The sequence below is a fragment of the Pantoea sp. BAV 3049 genome (genome assembly GCF_009765445.1).
Taxonomy (GTDB): domain Bacteria; phylum Pseudomonadota; class Gammaproteobacteria; order Enterobacterales; family Enterobacteriaceae; genus Erwinia.
The window spans coordinates 1,533,577-1,556,398 of sequence record NZ_WHOY01000031.1; the positions used below are offsets into that span (position 1 = coordinate 1,533,577).

Sequence of the window (22,822 nt, forward strand, 5' to 3'; positions counted from 1 at the left end):
GATTATCTGACTGCTGGTCGGTCATTCCATCATCATCACCTGTTAACCAGCGGCCTCCTGACCCCGGGAGGTAAGTTGCGTGTGGCGTAAAGCGTACCCGGTAAGGTACTGACAAGGATAAGAGATGAGTGTGCTTCCGGTAATTGTGATATTTGGGCTCTCCTTCCCGCCCATATTTTTTGAGATCATCGTATCATTACTGTTGTTCTGGCTGGTGCGCAGGTTGATCACGCCCACCGGGATCTATGACCTGGTCTGGCATCCCGCTTTATTTAACACCGCCCTGTACTGCTGCCTGTTCTACCTGGTTTCCCGATTGTTTGTCTGAGGTCATAGTGAAAGCGCTAACTAGAAAGATTTCCCGATTCGCCATTACCATCATCCTGGTCATCATTGCTGTCATTGTCATTTTCCGTGCCTGGGTGTTCTATACCGAATCGCCCTGGACCCGAGACGCCAAATTTACTGCCGACGTGGTGGCAATCGCCCCAGACGTCAGCGGCCTGATTTCCGATGTCCGCGTGCGCGACAACCAGCTGGTGAAGAAAGATCAGGTACTGTTTGTTGTCGATCAGCCGCGCTATCAGCAGGCGCTGGATGAAGCGGAAGCGGACGTGGCCTACTATCAGGCTCTGGTCAACGAGAAACGCCGTGAAGCAACCCGCCGTAATCAACTGGGCGTGTCAGCGATGTCCCGTGAGGCTATCGACCAGGCAAACAACGACTATCAGACCAGCGAACACCAGCTGGCTAAGTCGATTGCCACCCGCGATACTGCCAGACTGGATCTGGATCGTACCGTGGTCAAAGCGCCTGCCGATGGTTGGGTGACCAACCTCAACGTCTATCGCGGCGAATTTATTACCCGGGGTTCTACCGCTGTGGCGCTGGTTCAGCAGCATACTTTCTACGTGCTGGCCTATATGGAAGAGACCAAGCTGGATGGCGTGCGCCCAGGCTATCGCGTGGAAATTACGCCGCTGGGAAGTAATCGCGTGCTGCACGGTACGGTCGACAGTATTGCCGCAGGGGTGACCAACAGCAGCAGCACCATTGATGCGAAAGGGATGGCGACCATCGACTCCAATCTTGAGTGGGTTCGTCTGGCACAGCGTGTCCCGGTACGTATTCACCTGGATGAGCAGGAAGGCAACCTTTACCCTTCAGGGACCACGGCGACCGTGGTAGTAACGGGGGCGGAAGATCGCCGTCCTGACCAGATGTCGCCGATGATGAAGCTGATGCACCGTCTGCGCGAGTTCGGCTAAGCGTATGGAGTGGCATCGCTTACGCTTTCCGGTCAAGCTGACCTTTGCCATTTTGCTGGCGCTGCTGATCGGCTTTCATTTCAATCTGGAAACGCCACGCTGGGCCGTGATGACAGCCTGTATCGTGGCGGGTGGTACGGCGTTTGCTGCCGGGGGCGATCCCTTCTCCGGGGCGCTCCGCCACCGCGGCATGTTGCGTATTGTCGGAACCTTCCTCGGCTGTATCGCCGCGCTGGCGATTATGATCGCCACCATTCGTGCACCCGCTCTTATGCTGCTGCTGTGCTGTCTCTGGGCCGGTTTCTGCGTCTGGCTCTCTTCACTGATTAAGGTTGAAAACTCCTACGCTCTCGGACTGGCAGGGTATACTGCGCTGATTATCGTGGTCAGCGTCGACGCCAACGGCTCGGTGCTACTGGCACCCCAGTTTGCGGTTGAGCGCTGCAGTGAAATCATTATCGGCATCGTATGTGCGATCCTGGCGGACATGCTGTTTTCTCCGCGCTCGATTAAACAAGATATTGACCGGGAAATTGACAGTCTGCTGGTGGCTCAGTACCAGCTGATGCAGCTGTGCGTCGCCCATGGTGATAAAGAAGAGGTCGACAGAGCCTGGACTGCGCTGGTCCGCCGCACCACCGCGCTGAATGGCATGCGCAGCTATCTGATGATGGAGTCCGGACGCTGGCAGAAAGTTGACCGGCGAATGCGCGCGCTCAACACACTCGCGCTGACGTTGATTACTCAGGCCTGTGAAACGTTCCTGATCCAGAACACCCGGCAGGAATATGTCCCACCCCAGTTTCATGTGTTCTTTGAGAAGCCGGTTGAGAACGTCAGTGATATCCACAAGCGCATGAAGATCATGCGCCGGGTGATCACCTCCAGCGGCAGCAAGAACACGCCGGTGACTATCAGCAACTGGGTTGGTGCGGCCAGCCGTTATCTGCTGTTGATGAAAGGGATCCATACCAATAGCAGCATCAGCCGGATTGAAGAAGGCGTGCTGGTCGGGGAACCTGTGGTTAAGATGCGTTCCGCTGAGTCCCGCCACGCGCTGATCAATGGGCTTCGCACCTTTGTGGCGACGGCGATTGGATCGCTGTTCTGGCTGTGGAGCGGCTGGACCTCCGGAAGCGGTGCGATGGTGATGATCGCAGTGATCACCGCGCTGGCCATGCGTATGCCGAACCCGCTGATGATGGCGAAGGACTTCCTGTACGGGATGATCTTTGCTATCCCACTGGGATCGCTGTACTACATGGTGATCATGCCTGGCACTCAACAGAGTATGTTGTTGTTGTGTATTGCGCTGGGAGTGATGGCATTTATTGGTGGGATCCTGATTCAGCGAAGGCAGATCGGCACGCTGGGAGCGCTGGTGGGTACCATCAATATCATCACCCTTGATAATCCAATGACCTTTAACGTCAGCGCTTTTCTGGATAACGCGCTCGGGCAGGCCATTGGCTGCTTCCTGGCGCTGCTGGTTATTTTGCTGATCCGTGATACTTCAAAAGCCCGCGTGGGCCGGACTTTGCTTAACCGCTTTATGTATGCTGCGGTTGCCGCGATGACCACCAATCAGGCCAGACGCCGCGAAAACCATCTGCCTGTGCTGTATCACCAGCTGTTTATGCTGCTGAATATGTTCCCGGGCGATGTCGATAAGTTTCGTATTGCCCTGACGCTGATTATCGGGCATCAACGCCTGCGCGATGCGGAAATCCCGATTAACAGCGATCTCTCTGCCTTTCACAAACAGTTGAGGCATACTGCCGACCGCGTGATCGCTGCGGGCACGGATGCAAAGCGGCTACACTACTTTGAGCGTCTGCTGGCGGAGCTGGAGACTTACCAGCAAAAGCTTGAGCATTATGAAGCGCCGCTGAGCGTCACCGAGCCGGTGCAGCGCCTGGCTTTGATGCTGAAAAAGTACAAGAATACCCTCATCCAAATCTGACTTACCGCTGATATCTCCGGGTATCAGCGCTTTCCCATTCCTCTTTCTCCTGGTGTGGTTCATACAGTCATAAAGGTCGCCATCTATACTTACGTCATCAGGATGGCAAACCACTCAGGAGAAAATGATGAGCACCTCCCTACAGGACCACGAACTGTTCCAGACCGGTTATTTTGCAGCAGGCCAGTGGCAGCGCTGTGCAGCCACCTTTGACGTACTCAATCCCGCCACCGGAGAAGTCATTGCCCAGGTGGCGAAAGCCGGTAAAAGTGAAACTGAACAAGCCATTGCTGCCGCAGAGAAAGCCTTCCCTGCCTGGCGAGCAAAAACCGCCAAAGAGCGCAGTGAAATCCTTTATCGCTGGTATCAGCTGATGATTGATAACAAAGCGTGGCTGGGCAAATTGATGACGGCGGAGCAGGGTAAGCCAGTGAAAGAAGCAGAGGGCGAAGTGGAATACGCCGCCAGCTTTATTCAGTGGTTTGCCGAGCAGGCCAAGCGTGCCAATGGCGAAATTATTCCTCCCGCTAAACCGGGTTCACGCATTCTGGCTACCCGTGAGCCGATTGGTGTGGTAGCGGCTATCACGCCGTGGAATTTCCCGATGGCAATGCTGACCCGTAAACTGGGACCCGCGCTGGCAGCTGGCTGTACCGGTATTATCAAACCGGCTAATAACACGCCGCTGTCGGCTTTTGCTCTGCTGGCGCTGGCGAAAAAAGCGGGTGTACCGGACGGTGTGCTTAATGCGGTTGCCGGTGATACTCATGCCATCAGCGATGCGATTATGGCGAGTAAAGCCGTCCGGAAAATTTCGTTTACCGGTTCAACTCAGGTGGGCAAGCTGCTGATGCGCAACGCTTCCGACACCATGAAAAAAGTGTCTATGGAGCTGGGCGGCAATGCGCCTTATATCGTGTTTGACGATGCCGACATTGATGCTGCGGTGAAAGGGGCAATTGCCAACAAATTCCGCAATGCCGGGCAGGTCTGCGTCAGCGTCAACCGCTTCTATATCCACAACAGCGTCTACGACCGTTTTGTCAGCCAGCTGGCGGAAGAGGTCGTCAGGCTGAAAGTGGGGAACGGCATGGATGAGGGTGTGATTGTCGGCCCGCTGATCGAAGCGGCTGCCGTAGAGAAAGTGGAAGAACACGTGCGCGATGCAGTGGCTAACGGCGGTAAAATTGTCGCGGGCGGTGCCCGCCATGCGCTGGGAGGGAACTTCTGGCAGCCAACGGTGATTGCGGAAGCCAACGAAAAAATGAAGCTGTCGCGAGAAGAGACCTTTGGCCCGGTGGCAGCCTGCTTCCGCTTCGATGATGAAGAGGAGATGATCCGTCGTGCTAACGACACCGAGTTTGGCCTGGCAGCTTACTTTTATACGCAAAATCTGCAGCGTGTCTTCCGTGTTTCTGCCGCGCTGGAAAGTGGCATGGTCGGTATTAACGAGTGTGCGGTGTCCACCGAGCTGGCCCCCTTTGGCGGCGTGAAGGAATCAGGACTGGGCCGTGAAGGTTCGGTGTTGGGTCTGGAAGAATTTATGGAAGTGAAGGCCCTGCACATCGGGGGACTGTAACTCACCGGGCGGCCTGCAGGTCGCCCGACTGATTGCCTTGTGGAGCAGCCAGCATGAGAACAGAGATTTTTGATTTTAACGAAATTGTCGACCAGGCCCATTTTTATCGCCAGTTCAGCGAACGCTTTGCACTGGCTGACAGACCAGTCAGCGATTTGGACAGTTTGTGGGACGTGGTGAATGCAGAGCTGCTGCCGCTGCCGTTAGTCATTGAGTTTATTCATCTGGGGACGGGGCAGAAGAGGCGGTATGGCGCGTTGATTTTACTGTTTGATGAAGCTGAAGAGGAGCTGGAGGGACAGCTCCGCTTCAACGTTCGTTAAGACATGCAGTGACAAAAAGGGCCCCGCGAGCGGGGCCAAAGGGTTCGTCACAGGCTGTTTTCGACACAGCCCGCCGACGAGGAATTACTTATACAGTTCGGCGGTCACGTGCCAGGTATCGTCATTTCGTGCTTCAACAACACGATAGGCGCTGGCACCCTGCCGATCGGCTTTCTGTGACAGCTGCTGACGGATATCCATTGGCGCACCGGCCACACCACTTAAAGTAATTGTCCCCGCAGATTGCAGATTTTCTGACTGTTCAGCATTAACCAGTTGGGCAGCAGAAGCGCCAAAAGAGACAGCTGACAGCAAGCTCAATGCAGCGATGGTTGTTTTGATTTTCATAATCTTCTCCTCATTGTGTTCAACAACCTGCGGGTTTCAACATCATGACCAGGTCGTCGATGTCACGGGCGGACGCTTCAGTATGTCCGCGTCAGTGCCGGACTTATTTATACAGTTCTGCAGTGGCGTGATAGTTGCCGTTATTGTAGGCCTCTACCACACGATAAGATGATGCGCCCTGAGCGTCGGCTTTCTGAGAAAGCTCATGACGGATATCAGTTGGTGCGCCATCGATACCACTTACGCTGATGGTGCCCATTGACTGCAGGTTTTGGTCCTGTACCTGCTGGTCAGTCACCAGGTGTGCGGCATTAGCACCGAACGAGAGAACTGAGGCCAGGCCGAGGACTGCGATTGCGATTTTGGTTTTCATGATCCATGCTCCAGATAAGGGGGGCGGTAACCGAAAGGGCTAAAAAGCGCTTATTATTCTTTGGGTTACCTTTTTTAAGTCTGACTAACTCTTTTGTCTTACGAAACTTCTGTTATTTGTACAGCTCTGCGGTGGCGTGATAGTTGCCGTTTACATAGGCTTCTACAATACGATAAGCAGAGGCGCCCTGAGCGTCGGCTTTCTGATTCAGCTGAGCGTTAATATCCATAGGGGACGCGCTCACGCCGCTGACGCTGACGGTGCCGATTGATTGCATGTTTTGCGCCTGATCTGCATTGACAGAATCAGCTGCAAAAGCACCAAAAGACAGGGCAGAAAGAACACTCAAAGTTGCAATAGTAGTTTTAACGTTCATGATATTTTCCTCGTCGTCTGTTTTTATCTTTTTGTTTTGTGTGATTCGCATCACGAAAACAAGTATAGATCTGATAACGTAAAAAATTAATAGCATGCTAATAATGTTTTTTTGCGATACTTAGCCCATACACTTGTTTTTAATAACCTTCAGTTATAAAAAAAGCTTATAATTTACTCTTGCAATGTTAAATACATGTAAAAACATCGGGGTGGGTGACTTTAGCCATTTGTGCGCTAATTTGTGGTCGATCACGCTATGAGACGGGGATACAGCCTTTTAACCACTGCTTTTGATGCTTCATGGCAGTGCATCATGCTGATATGGCGGCTTAGGAAGGGCAGATTAGGAAGGGCTGATAAAGCAAAGCCGGCGGATGCCGGCTCTGAAAAGCTGATGATGCAGTGAGGTTAGCTGAAGGTTAAAGCTATGCGTTTAATTCCATCTGCTTATAACTCTTGTTCAAACAGCATCATCACCGAGTCAAGCAGCTGCCTGATAGTCACGTGGCGTGCCGGGGTAATAAAGATGGTGTCATCGCCGGCAATCGTGCCAAGGATCCCTTCCGGCTTGCCCAGTGAGTCCAGCATGCGGGCAATCAGCTGCGCGGCGCCCGGGCTGGTGTGGATCACAATCAGCGCATCATTATGATCGATATCCAGCACCAGATTCTTTAGCGGGCTGGTGGTGGTCGGTACGCCCAGCTCGGCTGGCAGGCAGTACACCATTTCCATCTTGGCATTGCGCGTACGGACAGCACCAAACTTGGTCAGCATGCGTGACACTTTGGACTGGTTGATATTTTCGAAGCCCTGCTCCTGCAGCGCCGCGACAATCTCGCCCTGAGAACTGAACTTCTCTTCTTTTAGTAAGGCCTTGAACGCCTTAATCAGATCTTCTTGTTTTGATGGATTACGCATAGGTGCCCGCTAAAAAAGTCAGAAAGAAAAAGATTCCCCTGGCAGGGTATTACATGATTATGCAATTAAGTGAATGTTTATGCAAACGGGAAGTGGTGGCTGCTGCTATCCGTAGCGTCGGGAGCGGCAGTCTAACAAACTTTGCCGGGGAAAAAAATGTTCTGAAGGCGGCGGGTGTTGCTTAAAAAGTGAACGGAATGTTATAAAATTGATGTTGTCCTGATAAGTGTTACAGTTGTACTGTACGCCGAATGACATTGTCTGCCAGCTGCTGTGAAGGGCAACGAAGTGCGTCCTGACTTTATGCGTTCAATCTCCACGGCTTCGTTATATTCTCTGCGCCACCGCGCAAAGTTGAATGAAAGCTTTCGCTAAGACCATACGGGTCGACTACCTTCATAACCAGATGGATTCCCGGCAATTAATGTTTACTATAATAAGGAGTTTAGGATGAAAGTTGCAGTTCTCGGCGCAGCTGGCGGTATTGGCCAGGCTCTCGCACTTCTGCTTAAAACCCAGCTTCCGGCAGGTTCAGAACTCTCTCTGTATGACATTGCTCCGGTTACGCCAGGCGTGGCCGTCGATTTGAGCCATATCCCCACCGCAGTTAAAATCAAAGGTTTCAGTGGCGAAGATGCCACTCCGGCATTGCACGGCGCGGATGTGGTGCTGATCTCCGCTGGCGTGGCACGTAAGCCAGGTATGGACCGTTCTGACCTCTTTAATGTGAATGCGGGTATCGTGCGGAATCTGATTGAGCAGGTTGCCAGTACTTGTCCTAACGCTCTGATTGGCATCATCACTAACCCGGTGAACACTACCGTAGCGATTGCTGCCGAGGTGCTGAAGAAAGCGGGCGTTTACGATAAGAACAAACTCTTTGGCGTGACCACGCTGGACATTATCCGGTCCAATACCTTTGTCGCTGAACTGAAGGGAAAAAACCCGTCAGAGCTGAACGTGCCGGTAGTGGGCGGTCACTCAGGCGTGACCATTCTGCCTCTGCTGTCGCAGATCCCGGGCGTGAGCTTTACCGATCAGGAAATCGCTGACCTGACCAAACGCATTCAGAACGCCGGTACAGAAGTGGTGGAAGCCAAGGCGGGTGGCGGATCGGCTACGTTGTCGATGGGCCAGGCGGCAGCTCAGTTCGGCCTTGCTCTGGTGCGTGCTCTTAACGGTGAAAGTAATGTGGTGGAGTGTGCTTACGTTGAAGGTGAGGGAACCCATGCCCGCTTCTTCTCTCAGCCGTTGCTGTTGGGTAAGAATGGCATTGCGGAACGTAAACCGATTGGTGCGCTGAGTGCTTATGAAGAGCAGTCACTGAAAGGCATGCTGGATACGCTGAAGAAAGATATCACGCTGGGCGAAGAGTTTGTTAAGTAAAGCCGCGTCGGGCCAGAGTTCTCCTGGCCCACTGTTTTCCCCCGCCTGAGCTTTTAATTCCCCGGATATTCCAGTACGGTCACCGGCAGCGTCATTTTGCGATCGTTGCGGATGATTTCCACCTCAATCACCGTACCGGGACGGATTTCGGCTACCTGATCCATCGTTTCCAGTGCCGATACGGCAGGCCTGTGGTTCACACTGGTGATCACATCATTAACCTGCAGCCCCGCCTTGGCAGCCGGGCCGCCCTGCGAAACGTTGGTGACCACAATCCCCTGCAGATGATCGAGGCCAGAGGTTTGCCCGTGCATCTGGGGGATCTCTCTGCCGCTGATGCCAATAAAACCACGAATTACGCGGCCATCGCGGATCAGCTTATCCATGATTTTTGCCGCCAGCGCGGTGGGGATTGCAAAGCCAATCCCTTCCGGTGTCTCGCCATCGTTACTCTTGTCGAACGACAGCGTGTTAATGCCCATCAATTCGCCCAGAGAGTTGATCAGCGCACCACCCGAGTTTCCTTTGTTGATGGAGGCATCGGTCTGCAGGAAGTTCTGGTAGCGGGATGGGCTGAGACCCACGCGCCCGGTGGCGCTGATAATGCCCTGGGTGACGGTCTGACCAATGTTATATGGGTTGCCGATGGCCATCACCAGGTCACCGATATGCGCAATCCGCTTCGGATTGATCGGGATCACTGGCAGGCCGGATGCCGTAATTTTCAGGACGGCGAGGTCGGTCAGGCTGTCAGATCCGACCAGCATGGCCTCAAAAATCCGTCCATCCTGCAGCGCTACAATGATCTGGTCAGCATCATTGATGACATGCTTATTGGTCAGAATATAGCCGCGGCCATCCATAATCACGCCTGAGCCAAGCGTACGGATTTCCAGATTATCAGCGGAAGCATTGGCGCTGCGGTTATATACATTCACCACTGCGGGAGCAGCGCGACGGACAGCAGAGTTGTAGCTGACAGGCATCTCATCGGTGCTGTCATCTTTATGAGTGAAAAAATCGCTGCCGATCCTCAGTGCCGGCACTGCAGCCAGCAGAATACCCGCCACAACGAGGCCAAGAAGCACTGAACGCAATAGTTTAGGAAACATGGCTTTAAACGATGAGTGAATGAACGTTGGCAGGATAGCATGAGTTAAGCGGACACGCAGGTGTCCGCTTCATGATTTAGCTATTTAGCGTAAAAGCAGGTAAATGCTCTGATCGCCGCGGATTATATTCAGCGCCAGCAGCGGCGGTTTCGCTTCCAGCAGCTTGCGCAGCTCCGCCAGGTTTTGCACACGGGTCCGGTTCAGACCGACAATCACGTCCCCTTTATGCAGGCCAAACTGTTCGGCAGGCGTGGATTTATCCACGCTATCAACGCTGACGCCTTTGCTGCCATCTTTCGTGGCACCATCGCTCAGCGTTGCGCCCTGCAGCGCTGGAGTCATCTGCTCGGCGTTGGTAGTAGCCTGGCTGCTGGCATCCAGTTTGACGGTGACGGTCTGCGGTTTGCCTTCGCGTAGCAGGCCTACCTTCACCTCTTTACCCGGTGCGGTGGTGCCGATTTTCACCCGCAGTGCCGCAAAGCTGTCGATTGGCTTGTCATCAAGGCTGGTGATGATGTCACCGGCTTTGATACCTGCTTTCGCCGCTGCAGAATCTGGCAGTACTTCGTTGACGAAGGCACCGCGCTGGGCATCAACGTTGAACGCCTTCGCCATATCCGCGGTCATTTCAGTACCTTTAATCCCCAACTGGCCCCGCTTCACTTCGCCGAATTCAATCAGCTGTTGTGCAAGGTTCATCGCCATGTTACTCGGGATGGCAAAACCGATGCCGATATTGCCGCCGGAAGAGGCAAGAATCGCAGTGTTGATGCCGATCAGCTCACCGTTCAGGTTCACCAGCGCGCCGCCTGAATTGCCCCTGTTGATAGCCGCATCGGTCTGAATAAAGTTTTCCAGCCCTTCCAGATTGAGTCCGCTACGACCCAGCGCAGAGACAATGCCGGAGGTGGCAGTCTGGCCAAGGCCAAACGGGTTGCCGATTGCCACCGCAAAGTCACCGACTTTCAGCTGGTCGGAATCGGCAATCTTAATCTGAGTCAGCCCTTTGGCTCCGCTGACCTGAATCAGGGCGATATCCGTTTGCTCGTCATGCCCGATCAGTTTGGCATCAAACTCCCTGCCGTCACTAAGCTGGACGCTGATTTTGTCCGCCCCGTTGACCACATGGTTGTTGGTGAGGATGTAGCCTTTATCGGCATTAATGACCACGCCGGACGCCAGCCCCTCAAAAGGCTGAGGCTGCGAGTCGCCTCCATCCTGGCCCTGCTGACCGAAGAACCGTTTTAACGGCTCAGGAATGTCCTGTGTCTGGGCCTGAGTCTGGGTTCCTTCCACGTGCACGCTGACCACCGCAGGTAAAACTTTTTCCAGCATCGGCGCCAGACTTGGCATCTGTTGTCCCTGAATTTGCGCAGGAAGCGACGCCACTGCCGCTGGGGCTGCGGCCAGGTTCATGCCAGTACTCAATGCTAATGCGCTTAACAGTAATGATTTCTTCTTCATCGCTTCGACGCTCTCCTGGATAAAAGTGGGGGAACTCAGCAATCCGGACGGACAGCTGCCTGACGGTTTGCATCGGCGACTGGGCCAACAAACAAAAAAGGGCGCAGATGCGCCCTCAATAAACTCTTACTTCTCGCGTGCAGCACGGTCGCCACGCAGCAGGCCGGAGGCGCTGTCAGGATAATCGCGCGGCATCTGTACCGGAACCTGATCGTTATCCGCTTCAGACTCGGTCAGCTGATAAGCAAAGGGGTTCTTTTCACCCGGCAGATTCGGCAGCAGGTCATTCGATCCTTTCGCCATGTGCTGGTAAAGCTGGCGGTAATCACGTGCCATATTGTCCAGCAGCTCGGCGCTCTGGGCAAAGTGGCTGGTGAGTTCTTCACGGTAGTCAGCCAGTTCGGCCTTGGTTTTTTCCAGCTCGTATTGCTGGCTCCGCTGCTCACGCAGTTTCCTGTTACCAAAACGCATTGCTACCGCGCCGATAATTAATCCAACTACCAATCCAATAAGCGCGTATTCCCAGGTCATAATAACTCCCGTGTTGTCTTCGTTGTTCCGTAGGGACGCCTGGCTTCTGCCAGTTCACTACCAGCCACTATAACCGCTAATCTCATGGAAGTGGAATCCTGAGGCTGCATCGCTTAGTGTAGAACGGCCTTTTTTTCGACAATCAACCACCTGACGCTCCAAATTTTTCAGGGAATGTGAATAAATTATGCAAACGATGTCTCCTCTGGCGCTCTACCAACAGGCGCTGAAAAAGGGTGAATATCAACCTGACGATGTTCAACGCGAAGCCGTCACCCGTCTGGACGGGATTTATCAGGCCCTGACCCGTTCCGCACCCGCTCCCACTCAGCCAGCTAAAGGGTTATTTGGCAAGCTGAACAAGCTAATGGGTAAGGGGAAAGATCAGCCGCAAGCACCGGTCCGGGGATTATATATGTGGGGTGGCGTTGGCCGGGGAAAGACCTGGCTGATGGATATGTTTTTTCAGGCAATTCCTGGAGAACGTAAGCAGCGCCTGCACTTTCACCGTTTTATGTTGCGCGTTCATCAGGAGCTGACGCAGCTGCAGGGGCAGAGTGACCCGCTGTTAATTGTGGCAGATCGTTTCAAAAGTGAGACTGACCTGTTGTGCTTTGATGAGTTCTTTGTCTCGGACATTACCGATGCCATGCTGTTAGGCACGCTGATGGAGGCGCTGTTCGCCAGAGGGATTACTCTGGTTGCCACCTCCAACATTCCACCAGACGATCTGTACCGCAACGGTTTGCAGCGTGCGCGTTTCCTGCCCGCGATTGAAATGATCAAACAGCACTGCGACGTGATGAACGTGGATGCCGGGATTGATTACCGTCTGCGTACCCTGACCTCCGCTCATCTGTGGATGATGCCGCTGAACGAGACCACGGCGAAGGAGATGGACCGGATGTTTGTTGCCCTGAGCGGTAAAGAGCGATCCGAGCGGCCGGTGCTGGAGATTAACCATCGCACTCTGCCAACGCTGGGCGTTGCGGACGGCGTGGTGGCTATGGATTTCCTCGCGCTTTGTGGCGAAGGACGCAGCCAGCATGATTACATTGAACTTTCCCGCCGTTTCCACAGCGTGCTGCTGTTTAACGTGCCGGTGATGATCTACAAAACGGAAGATCAGGCGCGACGTTTCCTGGCGCTGGTGGATGAATTTTACGAGCGGCATGTAAAGCTGGTAGTCTCCGCCGAAGCCTCCCTGTATGAGATCTACCAGGGGGCCCGGCTGAAGTTCGAATATCAGCGCTGCGTCTCACGTCTGCAAGAGATGCAAAGCGAAGAGTATCTCAAGTTGTCTCATCTGCCCTGAGGCGAGAAAAATCAGGGCGGCGGGGTGCATTTTATTGAAAAAAAGGGTCGCGCTTTACGGGCGACTTCTCTATAATCTTGCGACCCCACGTTACAACAAAGGTTTTTTTCCCAAAACTCTTTGTGTTCCAGTAACTCTATCCGAAGGGGTGGGCTTGCTGGTCAAGATGGTCGTGTGAGCCTCAACCGTTTATTCAAGCGTTTGGGATTTCACCAACGTGTAACTTAATTTGGGTAAGCTTTTAGATGAAAACTTTTACAGCTAAGCCAGAAACCGTCCAACGTGACTGGTATGTTGTTGACGCGACAGGCAAAACTTTAGGTCGTTTAGCGACTGAACTGGCTCGTCGTCTGCGCGGTAAGCACAAAGCGGAATATACTCCGCACGTTGATACCGGTGATTACATCATCGTTCTGAACGCTGAGAAAGTTGCCGTAACCGGTAACAAGCGTACTGACAAGATTTATTACCATCACACCGGCCACATCGGTGGTATCAAGCAAGCGACCTTCGAAGAGATGATTGCTCGCCGTCCTGAGCGTGTGATTGAAATCGCGGTTAAAGGCATGCTGCCAAAGGGCCCGCTGGGTCGTGCTATGTACCGTAAACTGAAAGTTTACGCGGGCAACGAGCACAACCATGCGGCACAGCAACCGCAAGTTCTTGACATTTAATCGGGATTACAGGCAATGGCTGAGAATCAAAACTACGGCACTGGTCGCCGCAAAAGCTCTACCGCTCGCGTATTTATCAAGCCGGGCAGTGGTAACATCGTTATCAACCAACGTTCTTTAGAACAGTACTTCGGTCGTGAAACTGCCCGCATGGTAGTTCGTCAGCCGCTGGAACTGCTGGACATGGTCGGTAAATTCGATCTGTACATCACCGTTAAAGGTGGTGGTATCTCTGGTCAGGCTGGTGCGATCCGTCACGGTATCACCCGCGCTCTGATGGAGTTCGATGAGTCTCTGCGTGCGGAGCTGCGTAAAGCTGGCTTCGTTACTCGTGATGCTCGTCAGGTTGAACGTAAGAAAGTCGGCCTGCGTAAAGCACGTCGTCGTCCACAGTTCTCCAAACGTTAATTTATTCTGCTCAGGCAGAGTCGATTATCGAAAAACCCGGTGCCTGCACCGGGTTTTTTCTTTTTGGCTTTCGGCCAAAAGTGTGAAAACGCCACAGGTTACGGCATTTTCCCCTCAAATCCTTCTTCCTGCCCCCACAAGCTGTCTAAAATCTGGTAAACTGTCTGTCACTTTGCGCCCATTAGCAGGGCATTGATGTGAGCGAGCATGAGGGGAGAGCCTCAGCCTTCATATCTGTTAATGGCATTTTATTAAGCAGGTAATCGCCACGTGGCGGGCTTGCGCAGTAATTTTCTGGATAAACTTGGAGGTTTACATGGCTGTCGCTGCCAACAAACGTTCGGTAATGACGCTGTTTTCTGGTCCGACTGACATTTTTAGCCACCAGGTGCGTATTGTCCTGGCGGAGAAGGGTGTCAGCGTAGAGATCGAGCAGGTAGAAATGGATAGCCTGCCCCAGGATCTGATTGACCTCAATCCGTACCGTACTGTCCCGACGCTGGTTGATCGTGAACTGACGTTGTACGAATCCCGCATCATCATGGAATATCTTGATGAGCGTTTTCCGCATCCGCCACTGATGCCTGTCTACCCTGTTGCTCGCGGTGAAAGCCGCCTGATGATGCATCGTGTTGAGCAAGACTGGTACAGCCTGATGCGTAAAGTCGTGAACGGCACGGCACAGGAAGCTGAAGCTGCCCGTAAACAGCTACGTGAAGAGCTGTTGGCGATCGCACCTCTGTTCTCCCGTACGCCATTCTTTATGAGCGAAGAGTTCAGCCTGGTGGATTGCTATCTGGCTCCGCTGCTGTGGCGTCTGCCACAGATGGGCATTGAACTGGTCGGTGCCGGGTCAAAAGAGCTGAAAGGTTACATGACACGTGTCTTCGAGCGTGATTCCTTCCTCGCTTCCCTGACGGAAGCGGAACGTGAAATGCGCCTGCAAACGCGGGGCTGATTAGGATGGAAATGTCGCAACTTACCGCACGTCGTCCTTATCTGCTTCGGGCGTTCTACGACTGGCTGCTGGATAACCAGTTGACGCCTCACCTGGTGGTGGATATCAACCTGCCTGGCGTGATGGTCCCGTTGGAATATGCGCGTGATGGTCAGATCGTACTGAACATTGCTCCACGTGCCGTAGGCAATCTGGAACTGGGCAATGAAGAAGTGACTTTCAATGCCCGGTTTGGCGGTGTGCCTCGTCAGGTTACTGTGCCACTGGCTGCGGTGATGGCTATCTATGCTCGTGAGAATGGCGCAGGAACGATGTTCGAGCCTGAGCCGGTTTACGAAGAAGCCGGGGAATATAATCCTGCTTCGCAGCAGGATGACGCGCCGGAAACCGTGATGTCTGTTATTGATGGCGATCGTCCCGACAGCAGCGAACAGGATGATGATGGCCCGGACGACGAACCGCCACCGCGCGGTAGCCGTCCTGCTTTGCGCGTGGTGAAATAACGCTGCAATTCAGAATTAGCCAAAAGGCCAGTCCTTTTAAGGGCTGGTTTTTTTTGCCTGTATTTTGTCATCCGTTATCGGGTCTGGTTTGGATCATGGTTAATTAAATCTACGTTAATTTTTTTACCAGTAAAACTTAAAAGTATTTAAAAGGTATGGGCTTATTAGAATTTCATTTATTTCCATGTGGCTATTTTTATTCTGATAAAAGCGGCATGTCTGAGTGAAATTAAAAGATAAATTAACTGGGCTTAATGGAAATTAACTTGGAGACTGTATTTTCGATGTTGATTTTGATTAAAAGATTGCATGCAGGTAAGATTAAAATTATTGAAGTTTTCGCAGAATGAAATTAATGTTCCCGCACCGATAACTTATTCGTTATTACTGGCAGGCAAATAGTGGCTTTCGCGCCAGGAAGGCAAGGAATATTGGTATTGCAGCAGCAGAAGGCGAGATAATTTTTTTTCATGATGCAGGAGTACTGTTACAGCAGCAGGCATTAGTTAACCACCTCGGCGTACATCAGCACAGCCGGGTACCTGCGGTCTGTATTGGTTATGTCTGTGGCTTTAAAACGGAGAATAACCTGCTGGCAGATATTGATATTCCGGCCAACGCTGAAAACGTTCAGGCTATTTCAGTTATGACTCTTCTGTGGCGAAGTACTGTTTTTTGCTGGGCGGGGATGAGGAGGCCGGGCTGAGGCTTCACGAATTACTTCCGCACCAGTGCATATCAAAGAGCACGCATGGATCGGTATGGGAGCGGTGCTCCTGAAAGGGGTGACGATAGGCAAGCATGCGGTAGTCGGTGCAGGCAGCATCGTGAATGAAAGCGTACCTGATTATGCGCTGGCACTGGGGAATCCGGCGAAAGTAGTGAAATCATTGAGATTGAGCAGTCATATTGAAAACGCTCCTGGTGAGTACCGAGTACCGGGAGCCGTTTATCTCAGGAAATTAAGCCGCGCTTTTTTTTGCCAATAGGGTGGCAAAACGCATTTTTATCCTTTCGCCCTGTTGATCAACTTTGTGCAGCGCACCAGGATTTTCATTGTATTTCACGATCTCCCAGCCCTGGTAATCGTTTGCCAGTTCACCTGCGGAAAAGGTGAATGGAAACGGCATGCTGCAGGGATAATCTGCTGTATCCATCGCAGCGACAATCAGGTTAAAGCCTCCGGGCTGAGTGGCATTCTGCATCTCCCGAATAAGAGAAGAAACGGCCTCCGGCTGCAGAAACATCAGCACTACGGTGGAAAAAATGAAGTCGTAGCGCTTATCGAGCGTGACCTGTTCCAGATCGCATTGTGTCAGGGTTATCCCACTCAGTTTCTCTGCTGCCATAATACTTTGCAGATGTTGCAGGCTTGCAACGCTCTTATCCCACCCCTCCACTTCAAACCCTTTTTGCTGGAGGTACAGACTATTGCGTCCGTTGCCGCACCCTAAATCGAGCGCACGTCCTGGTGGTATCCGTTGAGCTGCAGCAATCACCTCGGAATGAGGCCGCGTGAGTAGGTATTTTTTACTGTAGTAGTCTTCCTGCATAAATCCTCCGGAATTCAATTGTTTAATTGTTTCAGCAACGGGAAGCTCTGCGAAATCTGATTTTCGCTGACCACAAAGGCGTTAAGATGACCTTCTCTGCTGAAACCTCTGGCAATAATGCCTTCACGGCCGAGCTCCATTTTCCACTCCAGCTCCTCGCTGGCACTATCTCCGGCCAGCTGGTAAGGGCAGTCTGGCGTTTTTATCTTTACCAGCATCGGCGGTTGGCTCACTGGAGTGCGTTCGCCGGTCAGCGTTTTAGCCAGTGCCATGGCCGCCAGCTGGATTGGTTGCAGGAACGGCAGGAGCTTTCCCCCCCTCTCCGCGCAGTCGCCCAAAGCAAAAATAAACGGGTCGGAGGTGGTATGGCAGCTATCAACCTGAATGCCGCGTCTGGTCGCCAGTCCGGCGGCTTCTGCCAGTGCGGTGTTGGGCTTCAGACCAACTGCGCAAATCACGGCATCGCAGGTCAGAAGGCGGTCATCACTGAGCCTTGCTTCAATCCGGGCACCCGCTTCTGACAAGGAGAGGAGTTCACGGTTAAAACAGAACTCCACCCCTGCTGCCGCCAGGCAATGCTGCAGGCGCAGGCTGATTTCCGCCGGCATCAGGGAAGAGAGCAGATGACCTGAACGGTCAACAAGCGTGACTTTTTTACCGGCTCTGGCCAGATCCATTGCCAGTTCACAGCCGATCAGCCCCCCTCCAAGCAGCAGTATATGCCGGGACAGCTGTAAATCATGCTGGGCCAGCCGGTACTCCTGCTGGCTGTTGAGGGTGGTCATCAAATGCCCCCCTTCGACCGGGGGCCGTGCCGCTTCAGCTCCCAGAGCGAGTACCAGTTTGCCGTAGGTAAACTGGCCTGCGGTAGTGGTGATTAGCCTGTCCCCTGGGTTTAGCTGTGTGACGTGCGTATGGCTGTGTAACTGAACTGAATACTGAATTGCAAAGTCCTGCGCGGACTGACGAGTGAGATCTTCCGCTCCTTGCTGTCGGGTGAAAACGTGGCTCAATTCCGGCTTGTTATATTCATCACAACTGTCCGCCGCGATCAGTTTTATGGACTGTTCGCTGTTTCGCTGGCGAAGGTTTTTCACCAGCTGTCGGGCCGCAAAGCCGGAGCCAATAATAATGATATCGTCCGACATAGCTCAGGCCTCATAAGGATCGAAAACGGATTTACCCAGCCCGCACTCCGGACAGAGGAAATCTTCCGGAACGTCCTGCCAGGTTGTTCCGGGCGCCACAGTCTGCATCGGTTCGCCCAGCGCAGGATCGTAAATCCACTGACAAACCGAACATTGCATGCACTGACCTGCCGCGGCTGGATTGGCCCTGTTTTCCGGGGCCGCATTGATGGCCAGAGGAGCAACAGCGGGTAAGGTTTCTCCTGCACTGACTGGCGTAGCCTGCTCTGACACAGGGAGTGCCCATTGACGGGCGAGATAACGTCCGTGCTTGCGGCACTCTTCAAGCGTATCGCTATCGGGCCGCCATTTGGCTTTCAGGGCGATAGCGGTTTCAAAACCGGCATCCATCAGTCGCGTGTGGATACGGTCGACCGCACCGCCTGTCCAGCCGTAGCTGCCAAAGGCGGACGCTTTCTTGTTACGAAAACGCAGTCCGGCCATCTCTTCAAGCATGCCGGCGATTTTTGGCATCATGACATTATTCATGGTGGATGATCCCACCAGAATGCCCTTAGAACGGAAGATCTGAGTCAGGATTTCGTTCTTGTCATGGCGGGCGACATTATAAATTTTCACGGCCACGCGGGGATCGACATCGTTAATACCCTGAGCGATAGCATCGGCCATCATCCGGGTGTTATTTGACATGGTGTCGTACAGCAGAGTGATACGATCTTCCTGATAGTCGTCTGCCCATTGCAGATAGCGGTGAACGATTTGGGTAGGATTATCACGCCAGACGACGCCGTGCGACGTTGCAATCATGCTGACCGGGAGATTGAAACCCAGGATCTCATTGATCTTTGGCGTCACCAGTCTGCTGAAGGGAGTCAGGATGTTGGCGTAATAGCGCTGGCACTGTTCAAACAGTTCGTTCTGGTCAACTTCATCGTTAAACAGATGTTCATCGCAATAGTGCTGACCAAAAGCATCGTTGCTGAACAGAACGGCCTCCTCCGTCAGGTAGGTCATCATACTGTCCGGCCAGTGCAGCATCGGCGTTTCCACGAAGATCATCTTCTTGCCGTTGCCAATATCCAGCGCATCGCCAGTTTTGACGATGTTAAAATGCCATTCAGGATGGTGATGATGTCCGTTGATCGAATCGATCGCATTTTCCGTGCAGTAAATTGGTGTGCCCGGGATCAGAGCCATCAGCTCGGTCAGTGCACCTGCATGATCTTCCTCCGCGTGATTGATGACGATGTAATCGATCCTGTTGAGATCGACCTCCTGCGCAAGATTGGCAACAAAGCTGCGGCTGAATTTATGATCGACCGTATCGATTAGTACCGTTTTCTCCTCCTGAATCAGATAGCTGTTAAAGCTGGTCCCTTTCAGCGTTTTATATTCTGTGCCGTGAAAATCCCGGACCTCCCAGTCACGTTGTCCGACCCAGGTAATATTGCTTTTAACAGGGATACTCATTTTGAAAACCTCATGCAATTATCAGATTGTTTGGAATGCACTATTGCATGAGCTGCGCCACTTTTTAATTACTTGATTAATAATGCATTTATTTTTTATCTTGTCATTGTGACAGTGTCTGTTTATTGTCTTTTTAACAATGACAATGTGAATATGACACCATGACGCTTTCCGTTAACAGCCTTGCGGCCATCGCGGTAGACATTCAGGACAGCCTTTCAAGGCCGGATCGGTTTCAGCGCATTATTAACAGCCTCCATTCGCTGCTGAACTGTGATGCAACGGCACTCTTACGCTATGAAGCTCATCAGTTCCGGCCTCTTGCCACAGCAGGTCTGGCACCGGATGTCATTGGGCGGCGTTTTAAGCTGGATTCGCACCCGCGGCTGGAGGCTATTGCCCGTGCAGGAAACGTGGTTCGCTTTCCCGCTGACAGCGACCTGCCCGATCCTTACGATGGGCTGATCCCCGAGCAACCGGCACTCCATGTTCACGCTTGCGTGGGGCTGCCTCTGTTTTTGGGGCAGACCCTGATTGGCGCGCTGACCCTGGATGGGATGGATGCAGCGCAATTTGACGCTTACAGCGATGAAGAGCTGTGGGTGGTGGGTACGCTGGTGTCAGGGGCGCTGAACAATGCTTTGCTGATGGAGCAGCTGGAAAAACCAGGAGTGGAAACCTTTTCACTTATTCCGCTCGAAGCAATGGATGCTGCTGAAGATGAGATGATCGGAAATTCAGCACAGTTACTGCAATTAAAAAAAGAGATCGGGATTGTGGCTTCCACCGATCTCAGCGTCCTGATCACTGGTGAAACAGGAGTGGGTAAAGAGCTGGTGGCTCAGGCTCTACACCGCCAATCTGCACGAAGTGGCAACCCGTTGATTTACCTTAACTGTGCTGCGCTGCCGGAAACCGTAGCAGAGAGTGAACTTTTTGGGCACGTTAAAGGGGCTTTCACCGGTGCCGTACACGATCGCACAGGGAAATTTGAGATGGCCGACCGGGGGACACTGTTCCTGGATGAGATCGGTGAGTTGCCGCTCTCTTTGCAGGCTAAACTTTTACGGGTTTTACAGTACGGCGATCTCCAGCGCGTAGGGGAAGATCGTTTGTTAAAGGTCGATGTCCGTATTCTTGCTGCCACCAATCAGGCACTGCGCCAGGCAGTGGCGGAAGGGCGTTTTCGTGCCGATCTCTATCATCGGCTGAGCGTCTTTCCGCTGCATGTCCCGGCACTGCGGGAAAGAGGCGAAGATATTGTCTTACTGGCCGGTTATTTCTGTGAAAAGTGCCGCAGAAAATTCGGGCTGCAGCATCTGGCCCTCAGTGCGGCGGCCCGAACGCTGCTTACTTCTCTGCCCTGGTCGGGCAATATCCGTGAACTTGAGCACAGCATTTACCGCGCCAGCATTATCGCTCAGGCAGAAGCGGCCAGTGGCGAGGTGATCCTGATGCCATCCCATTTCTCGCCTGCCCCTGAAAATCATGTTACGCAGGATATATCAGAGGCCCCACTGATGACTGAACATGGCCTGCGGGAATCCACAGATGAATTTCAGCGCCAGCTCATTGCCCGGGCTTTGAAGGCCTGTGAGGGAAACTGGGCAGCGTGTGCCAGAAAGCTGGAGGTGGATGCAGGCAATTTGCACCGGCTGGCGGCAAGGCTGGGGCTGAAATAGCGATATAAAAAAACCCGCCAGATGGCGGGTTTTTTTGGCCAGGCAGATTACACTTCCAGCCAGTCCATGATGCCTTCAGCCGCTTTACGGCCTTCGGCGATGGCGGTGACCACCAGGTCGGAACCGCGAACCGCATCGCCACCGGCGAAGATTTTCGGGTTGCTGGTCTGGAAGGCATTTTCACTGCCTTCAGGGGCGATGATCCGGCCCTGAGAGTCCAGCTCGACGCTGTGTTGCTCCAGCCAGGACATCTGGTGCGGACGGAAACCAAACGCCATCACCACCGCATCGGCAGGCACCACGTGCTCTGAGCCAGCCACGATTTCAGCGCGGCGGCGGCCGTGGGCATCAGGCTGACCCATTTCGGTCCGGGCCATTTTCACGCCAGAGACGCGACCGTTGCCGTTTATTTCAATGCCCAGCGGCTGCACATTGAACTGGAATTCCACACCTTCTTCACGCGCGTTTTTAACTTCGCGGCGTGAGCCTGGCATGTTCTCTTCGTCACGACGATAGGCACAGGTCACGTGCGTTGCGCCCTGACGAATTGAAGTGCGGAGACAGTCCATCGCCGTATCACCGCCACCCAGAACCACCACTCGTTTAGCATTCATCGAGACGTAAGGCTCGTCTTCCGTGTGGGAGAAGCCCATGGTGTGTTTGGTGTTGGCAATCAGGAAAGGCAGAGCATCATAAACGCCTTCTGCATCCTCATTTTCCAGTCCGCCTTTCATCGACTGATAGGTCCCGACGCCGAGGAACACGGCGTCAAAATCTGCCAGCAGGTCGCTCATCTGTACGTCGCGGCCTACTTCGGTATTCAGTTTGAACTCGATACCCATGCCGGAGAAAATCTCACGGCGTTTGGTCATCACATCTTTTTCCAGCTTAAAGGCCGGAATACCAAAGGTCAGCAGGCCACCGATTTCAGGGTGACGGTCATAAACTACCGCTTTCACGCCATTGCGGGTCAGCACATCGGCACAGGCCAGGCCAGCCGGACCGGCACCGATAATTGCCACGCGCTTGCCGGTTGGCTTCACGCCGTCCAGGTTTGGTTTCCAGCCCATCTCCAGCGCTTTGTCATTGATATAGCGCTCGATATTACCGATGGTCACCGCACCGAACTCATCGTTCAGCGTGCAGGAACCTTCACACAGGCGATCCTGCGGGCAAACGCGCCCGCAGACTTCCGGCAGACTGTTGGTCTGGTGTGACAGCTCGGCGGCCTCGATGATCCGGCCTTCATTCGCCAGCTTCAGCCAGTCAGGAATGTAGTTGTGTACCGGGCACTTCCACTCGCAATACGGGTTCCCGCACGACAGACAGCGATCGGCCTGCGCCTGCGCCTGACTTTCAGAGAAGGGCTCGTAAATCTCCACAAATTCAATTTTGCGGATTTTGAGCGGCTTCTTCGGCGGATCGACGCGCTGCAAGTCGATAAATTGATAAACGTTTTGACTCATCG

Annotated in this window: 24 protein-coding genes; 13 read left to right on the forward strand and 11 right to left on the reverse strand. The window is 53.2% G+C overall.

Translation table 11 applies throughout. The annotated features are described in order from the left end of the window. Window positions 1-124: 124 nt before the first annotated feature. The 5 genes from aaeX to GSQ70_RS07870 all read left to right on the forward strand — a co-directional run bounded on the left by aaeX (window position 125) and on the right by GSQ70_RS07870 (window position 5,133). Window positions 125-328 carry a p-hydroxybenzoic acid efflux pump operon protein AaeX gene (gene aaeX, locus GSQ70_RS07850; protein ID WP_158782031.1) on the forward strand — a complete coding sequence of 68 codons (204 nt, stop codon included), beginning with the start codon at window positions 125-127 and terminating at the stop codon, window positions 326-328. Window positions 329-335: 7 nt separating this feature from the next. Next, window positions 336-1,268, forward strand: coding sequence for a p-hydroxybenzoic acid efflux pump subunit AaeA (gene aaeA, locus GSQ70_RS07855; RefSeq protein WP_158782032.1), 933 nt, complete (start codon window positions 336-338; stop codon window positions 1,266-1,268). A 4-nt stretch (window positions 1,269-1,272) separates the two neighbouring features. Next, window positions 1,273-3,231, forward strand: a complete 1,959-nt coding sequence (gene aaeB / locus GSQ70_RS07860) for a p-hydroxybenzoic acid efflux pump subunit AaeB (protein WP_158782033.1) — start codon at window positions 1,273-1,275, stop codon at window positions 3,229-3,231. A gap of 127 nt (window positions 3,232-3,358) precedes the next feature. Then, window positions 3,359-4,810 carry an NAD-dependent succinate-semialdehyde dehydrogenase gene (locus tag GSQ70_RS07865; protein ID WP_158785259.1) on the forward strand — a complete coding sequence of 484 codons (1,452 nt, stop codon included), beginning with the start codon at window positions 3,359-3,361 and terminating at the stop codon, window positions 4,808-4,810. Window positions 4,811-4,863: 53 nt separating this feature from the next. Then, window positions 4,864-5,133: a hypothetical protein gene (locus GSQ70_RS07870; RefSeq protein ID WP_158782034.1), complete on the forward strand. Its 270-nt coding sequence runs from the start codon at window positions 4,864-4,866 to the stop codon at window positions 5,131-5,133. An 84-nt stretch (window positions 5,134-5,217) separates the two neighbouring features. On the opposite strand, the gene yhcN (GSQ70_RS07875) is transcribed toward GSQ70_RS07870, so the two are convergent. The 4 genes from yhcN (GSQ70_RS07875) to argR all read right to left on the reverse strand — a co-directional run bounded on the left by yhcN (GSQ70_RS07875) (window position 5,218) and on the right by argR (window position 7,150). Beyond that, a complete protein-coding gene (gene yhcN, locus GSQ70_RS07875) occupies window positions 5,218-5,481 on the reverse strand; it encodes a peroxide/acid stress response protein YhcN (RefSeq protein ID WP_158782035.1) in 264 nt (87 codons plus the stop codon). A gap of 103 nt (window positions 5,482-5,584) precedes the next feature. Further along, window positions 5,585-5,854: a peroxide/acid stress response protein YhcN gene (gene yhcN, locus GSQ70_RS07880; RefSeq protein WP_158782036.1), complete on the reverse strand. Its 270-nt coding sequence runs from the start codon at window positions 5,852-5,854 to the stop codon at window positions 5,585-5,587. A 112-nt stretch (window positions 5,855-5,966) separates the two neighbouring features. Further along, window positions 5,967-6,230 (reverse strand): peroxide/acid stress response protein YhcN, encoded by a 264-nt coding sequence (gene yhcN / locus GSQ70_RS07885; RefSeq protein ID WP_158782037.1) that lies wholly within the window; start codon window positions 6,228-6,230, stop codon window positions 5,967-5,969. 449 nt (window positions 6,231-6,679) lie between these two features. Further along, window positions 6,680-7,150, reverse strand: coding sequence for a transcriptional regulator ArgR (argR, locus tag GSQ70_RS07890; protein ID WP_158782038.1), 471 nt, complete (start codon window positions 7,148-7,150; stop codon window positions 6,680-6,682). Between the two features lie 450 nt (window positions 7,151-7,600). Between argR and mdh the strand changes: the two genes are divergently transcribed. Further along, window positions 7,601-8,536, forward strand: coding sequence for a malate dehydrogenase (gene mdh, locus GSQ70_RS07895; protein ID WP_158782039.1), 936 nt, complete (start codon window positions 7,601-7,603; stop codon window positions 8,534-8,536). 53 nt (window positions 8,537-8,589) lie between these two features. Here the strand turns inward: mdh and degS are convergent, their stop codons facing one another. From degS to zapG, 3 genes are all read right to left on the reverse strand, one after another. Beyond that, window positions 8,590-9,648, reverse strand: coding sequence for an outer membrane-stress sensor serine endopeptidase DegS (gene degS, locus GSQ70_RS07900; protein ID WP_158782040.1), 1,059 nt, complete (start codon window positions 9,646-9,648; stop codon window positions 8,590-8,592). An 84-nt stretch (window positions 9,649-9,732) separates the two neighbouring features. Continuing rightward, window positions 9,733-11,112 (reverse strand): serine endoprotease DegQ, encoded by a 1,380-nt coding sequence (degQ, locus tag GSQ70_RS07905; protein WP_158782041.1) that lies wholly within the window; start codon window positions 11,110-11,112, stop codon window positions 9,733-9,735. A gap of 126 nt (window positions 11,113-11,238) precedes the next feature. Then, the gene (zapG, locus tag GSQ70_RS07910; RefSeq protein WP_158782042.1) at window positions 11,239-11,643 is read right to left on the reverse strand and encodes a Z-ring associated protein ZapG; all 405 of its coding nucleotides are present in this window, start codon (window positions 11,641-11,643) and stop codon (window positions 11,239-11,241) included. A gap of 187 nt (window positions 11,644-11,830) precedes the next feature. Between zapG and zapE the strand changes: the two genes are divergently transcribed. The 6 genes from zapE to GSQ70_RS07940 all read left to right on the forward strand — a co-directional run bounded on the left by zapE (window position 11,831) and on the right by GSQ70_RS07940 (window position 16,490). Further along, window positions 11,831-12,958, forward strand: a complete 1,128-nt coding sequence (zapE, locus tag GSQ70_RS07915; protein WP_158782043.1) for a cell division protein ZapE — start codon at window positions 11,831-11,833, stop codon at window positions 12,956-12,958. 245 nt (window positions 12,959-13,203) lie between these two features. Then, a complete protein-coding gene (gene rplM, locus GSQ70_RS07920) occupies window positions 13,204-13,632 on the forward strand; it encodes a 50S ribosomal protein L13 (RefSeq protein WP_084872133.1) in 429 nt (142 codons plus the stop codon). A 15-nt stretch (window positions 13,633-13,647) separates the two neighbouring features. Next, complete coding sequence (rpsI, locus tag GSQ70_RS07925; protein ID WP_158782044.1) at window positions 13,648-14,040, forward strand: 30S ribosomal protein S9; 393 nt, start codon at window positions 13,648-13,650, stop codon at window positions 14,038-14,040. A 316-nt stretch (window positions 14,041-14,356) separates the two neighbouring features. Next, window positions 14,357-14,998, forward strand: a complete 642-nt coding sequence (gene sspA / locus GSQ70_RS07930; protein WP_158782045.1) for a stringent starvation protein SspA — start codon at window positions 14,357-14,359, stop codon at window positions 14,996-14,998. Between the two features lie 5 nt (window positions 14,999-15,003). After that, window positions 15,004-15,501, forward strand: coding sequence for a ClpXP protease specificity-enhancing factor (sspB, locus tag GSQ70_RS07935; protein ID WP_158782046.1), 498 nt, complete (start codon window positions 15,004-15,006; stop codon window positions 15,499-15,501). Between the two features lie 731 nt (window positions 15,502-16,232). Next, entirely contained in the window at window positions 16,233-16,490 is a 258-nt protein-coding gene (locus GSQ70_RS07940) for an acyltransferase (RefSeq protein WP_304623053.1), read from the forward strand. Here GSQ70_RS07940 and tehB read toward each other — a convergent pair. From tehB to norV, 3 genes are read right to left on the reverse strand one after another with little or no spacing between them, the layout of a single operon-like run. Beyond that, entirely contained in the window at window positions 16,464-17,054 is a 591-nt protein-coding gene (gene tehB, locus GSQ70_RS07945; RefSeq protein WP_158782047.1) for a tellurite resistance methyltransferase TehB, read from the reverse strand. The genes GSQ70_RS07940 and tehB overlap by 27 nt on opposite strands. 14 nt (window positions 17,055-17,068) lie before the next feature. Then, window positions 17,069-18,202 carry an NADH:flavorubredoxin reductase NorW gene (gene norW, locus GSQ70_RS07950; protein WP_158782048.1) on the reverse strand — a complete coding sequence of 378 codons (1,134 nt, stop codon included), beginning with the start codon at window positions 18,200-18,202 and terminating at the stop codon, window positions 17,069-17,071. A 3-nt stretch (window positions 18,203-18,205) separates the two neighbouring features. Next, the gene (gene norV, locus GSQ70_RS07955) at window positions 18,206-19,672 is read right to left on the reverse strand and encodes an anaerobic nitric oxide reductase flavorubredoxin (protein ID WP_158782049.1); all 1,467 of its coding nucleotides are present in this window, start codon (window positions 19,670-19,672) and stop codon (window positions 18,206-18,208) included. Window positions 19,673-19,833: 161 nt separating this feature from the next. On the opposite strand from norV, the gene norR reads away from it, so the two are divergent. Then, window positions 19,834-21,354, forward strand: coding sequence for a nitric oxide reductase transcriptional regulator NorR (gene norR, locus GSQ70_RS07960; protein WP_158782050.1), 1,521 nt, complete (start codon window positions 19,834-19,836; stop codon window positions 21,352-21,354). 47 nt (window positions 21,355-21,401) lie between these two features. Here norR and GSQ70_RS07965 read toward each other — a convergent pair whose 3' ends face one another. After that, window positions 21,402-22,820 carry a glutamate synthase small subunit gene (locus tag GSQ70_RS07965; protein ID WP_158782051.1) on the reverse strand — a complete coding sequence of 473 codons (1,419 nt, stop codon included), beginning with the start codon at window positions 22,818-22,820 and terminating at the stop codon, window positions 21,402-21,404. Between the last annotated feature and the right edge of the window lie 2 nt (window positions 22,821-22,822).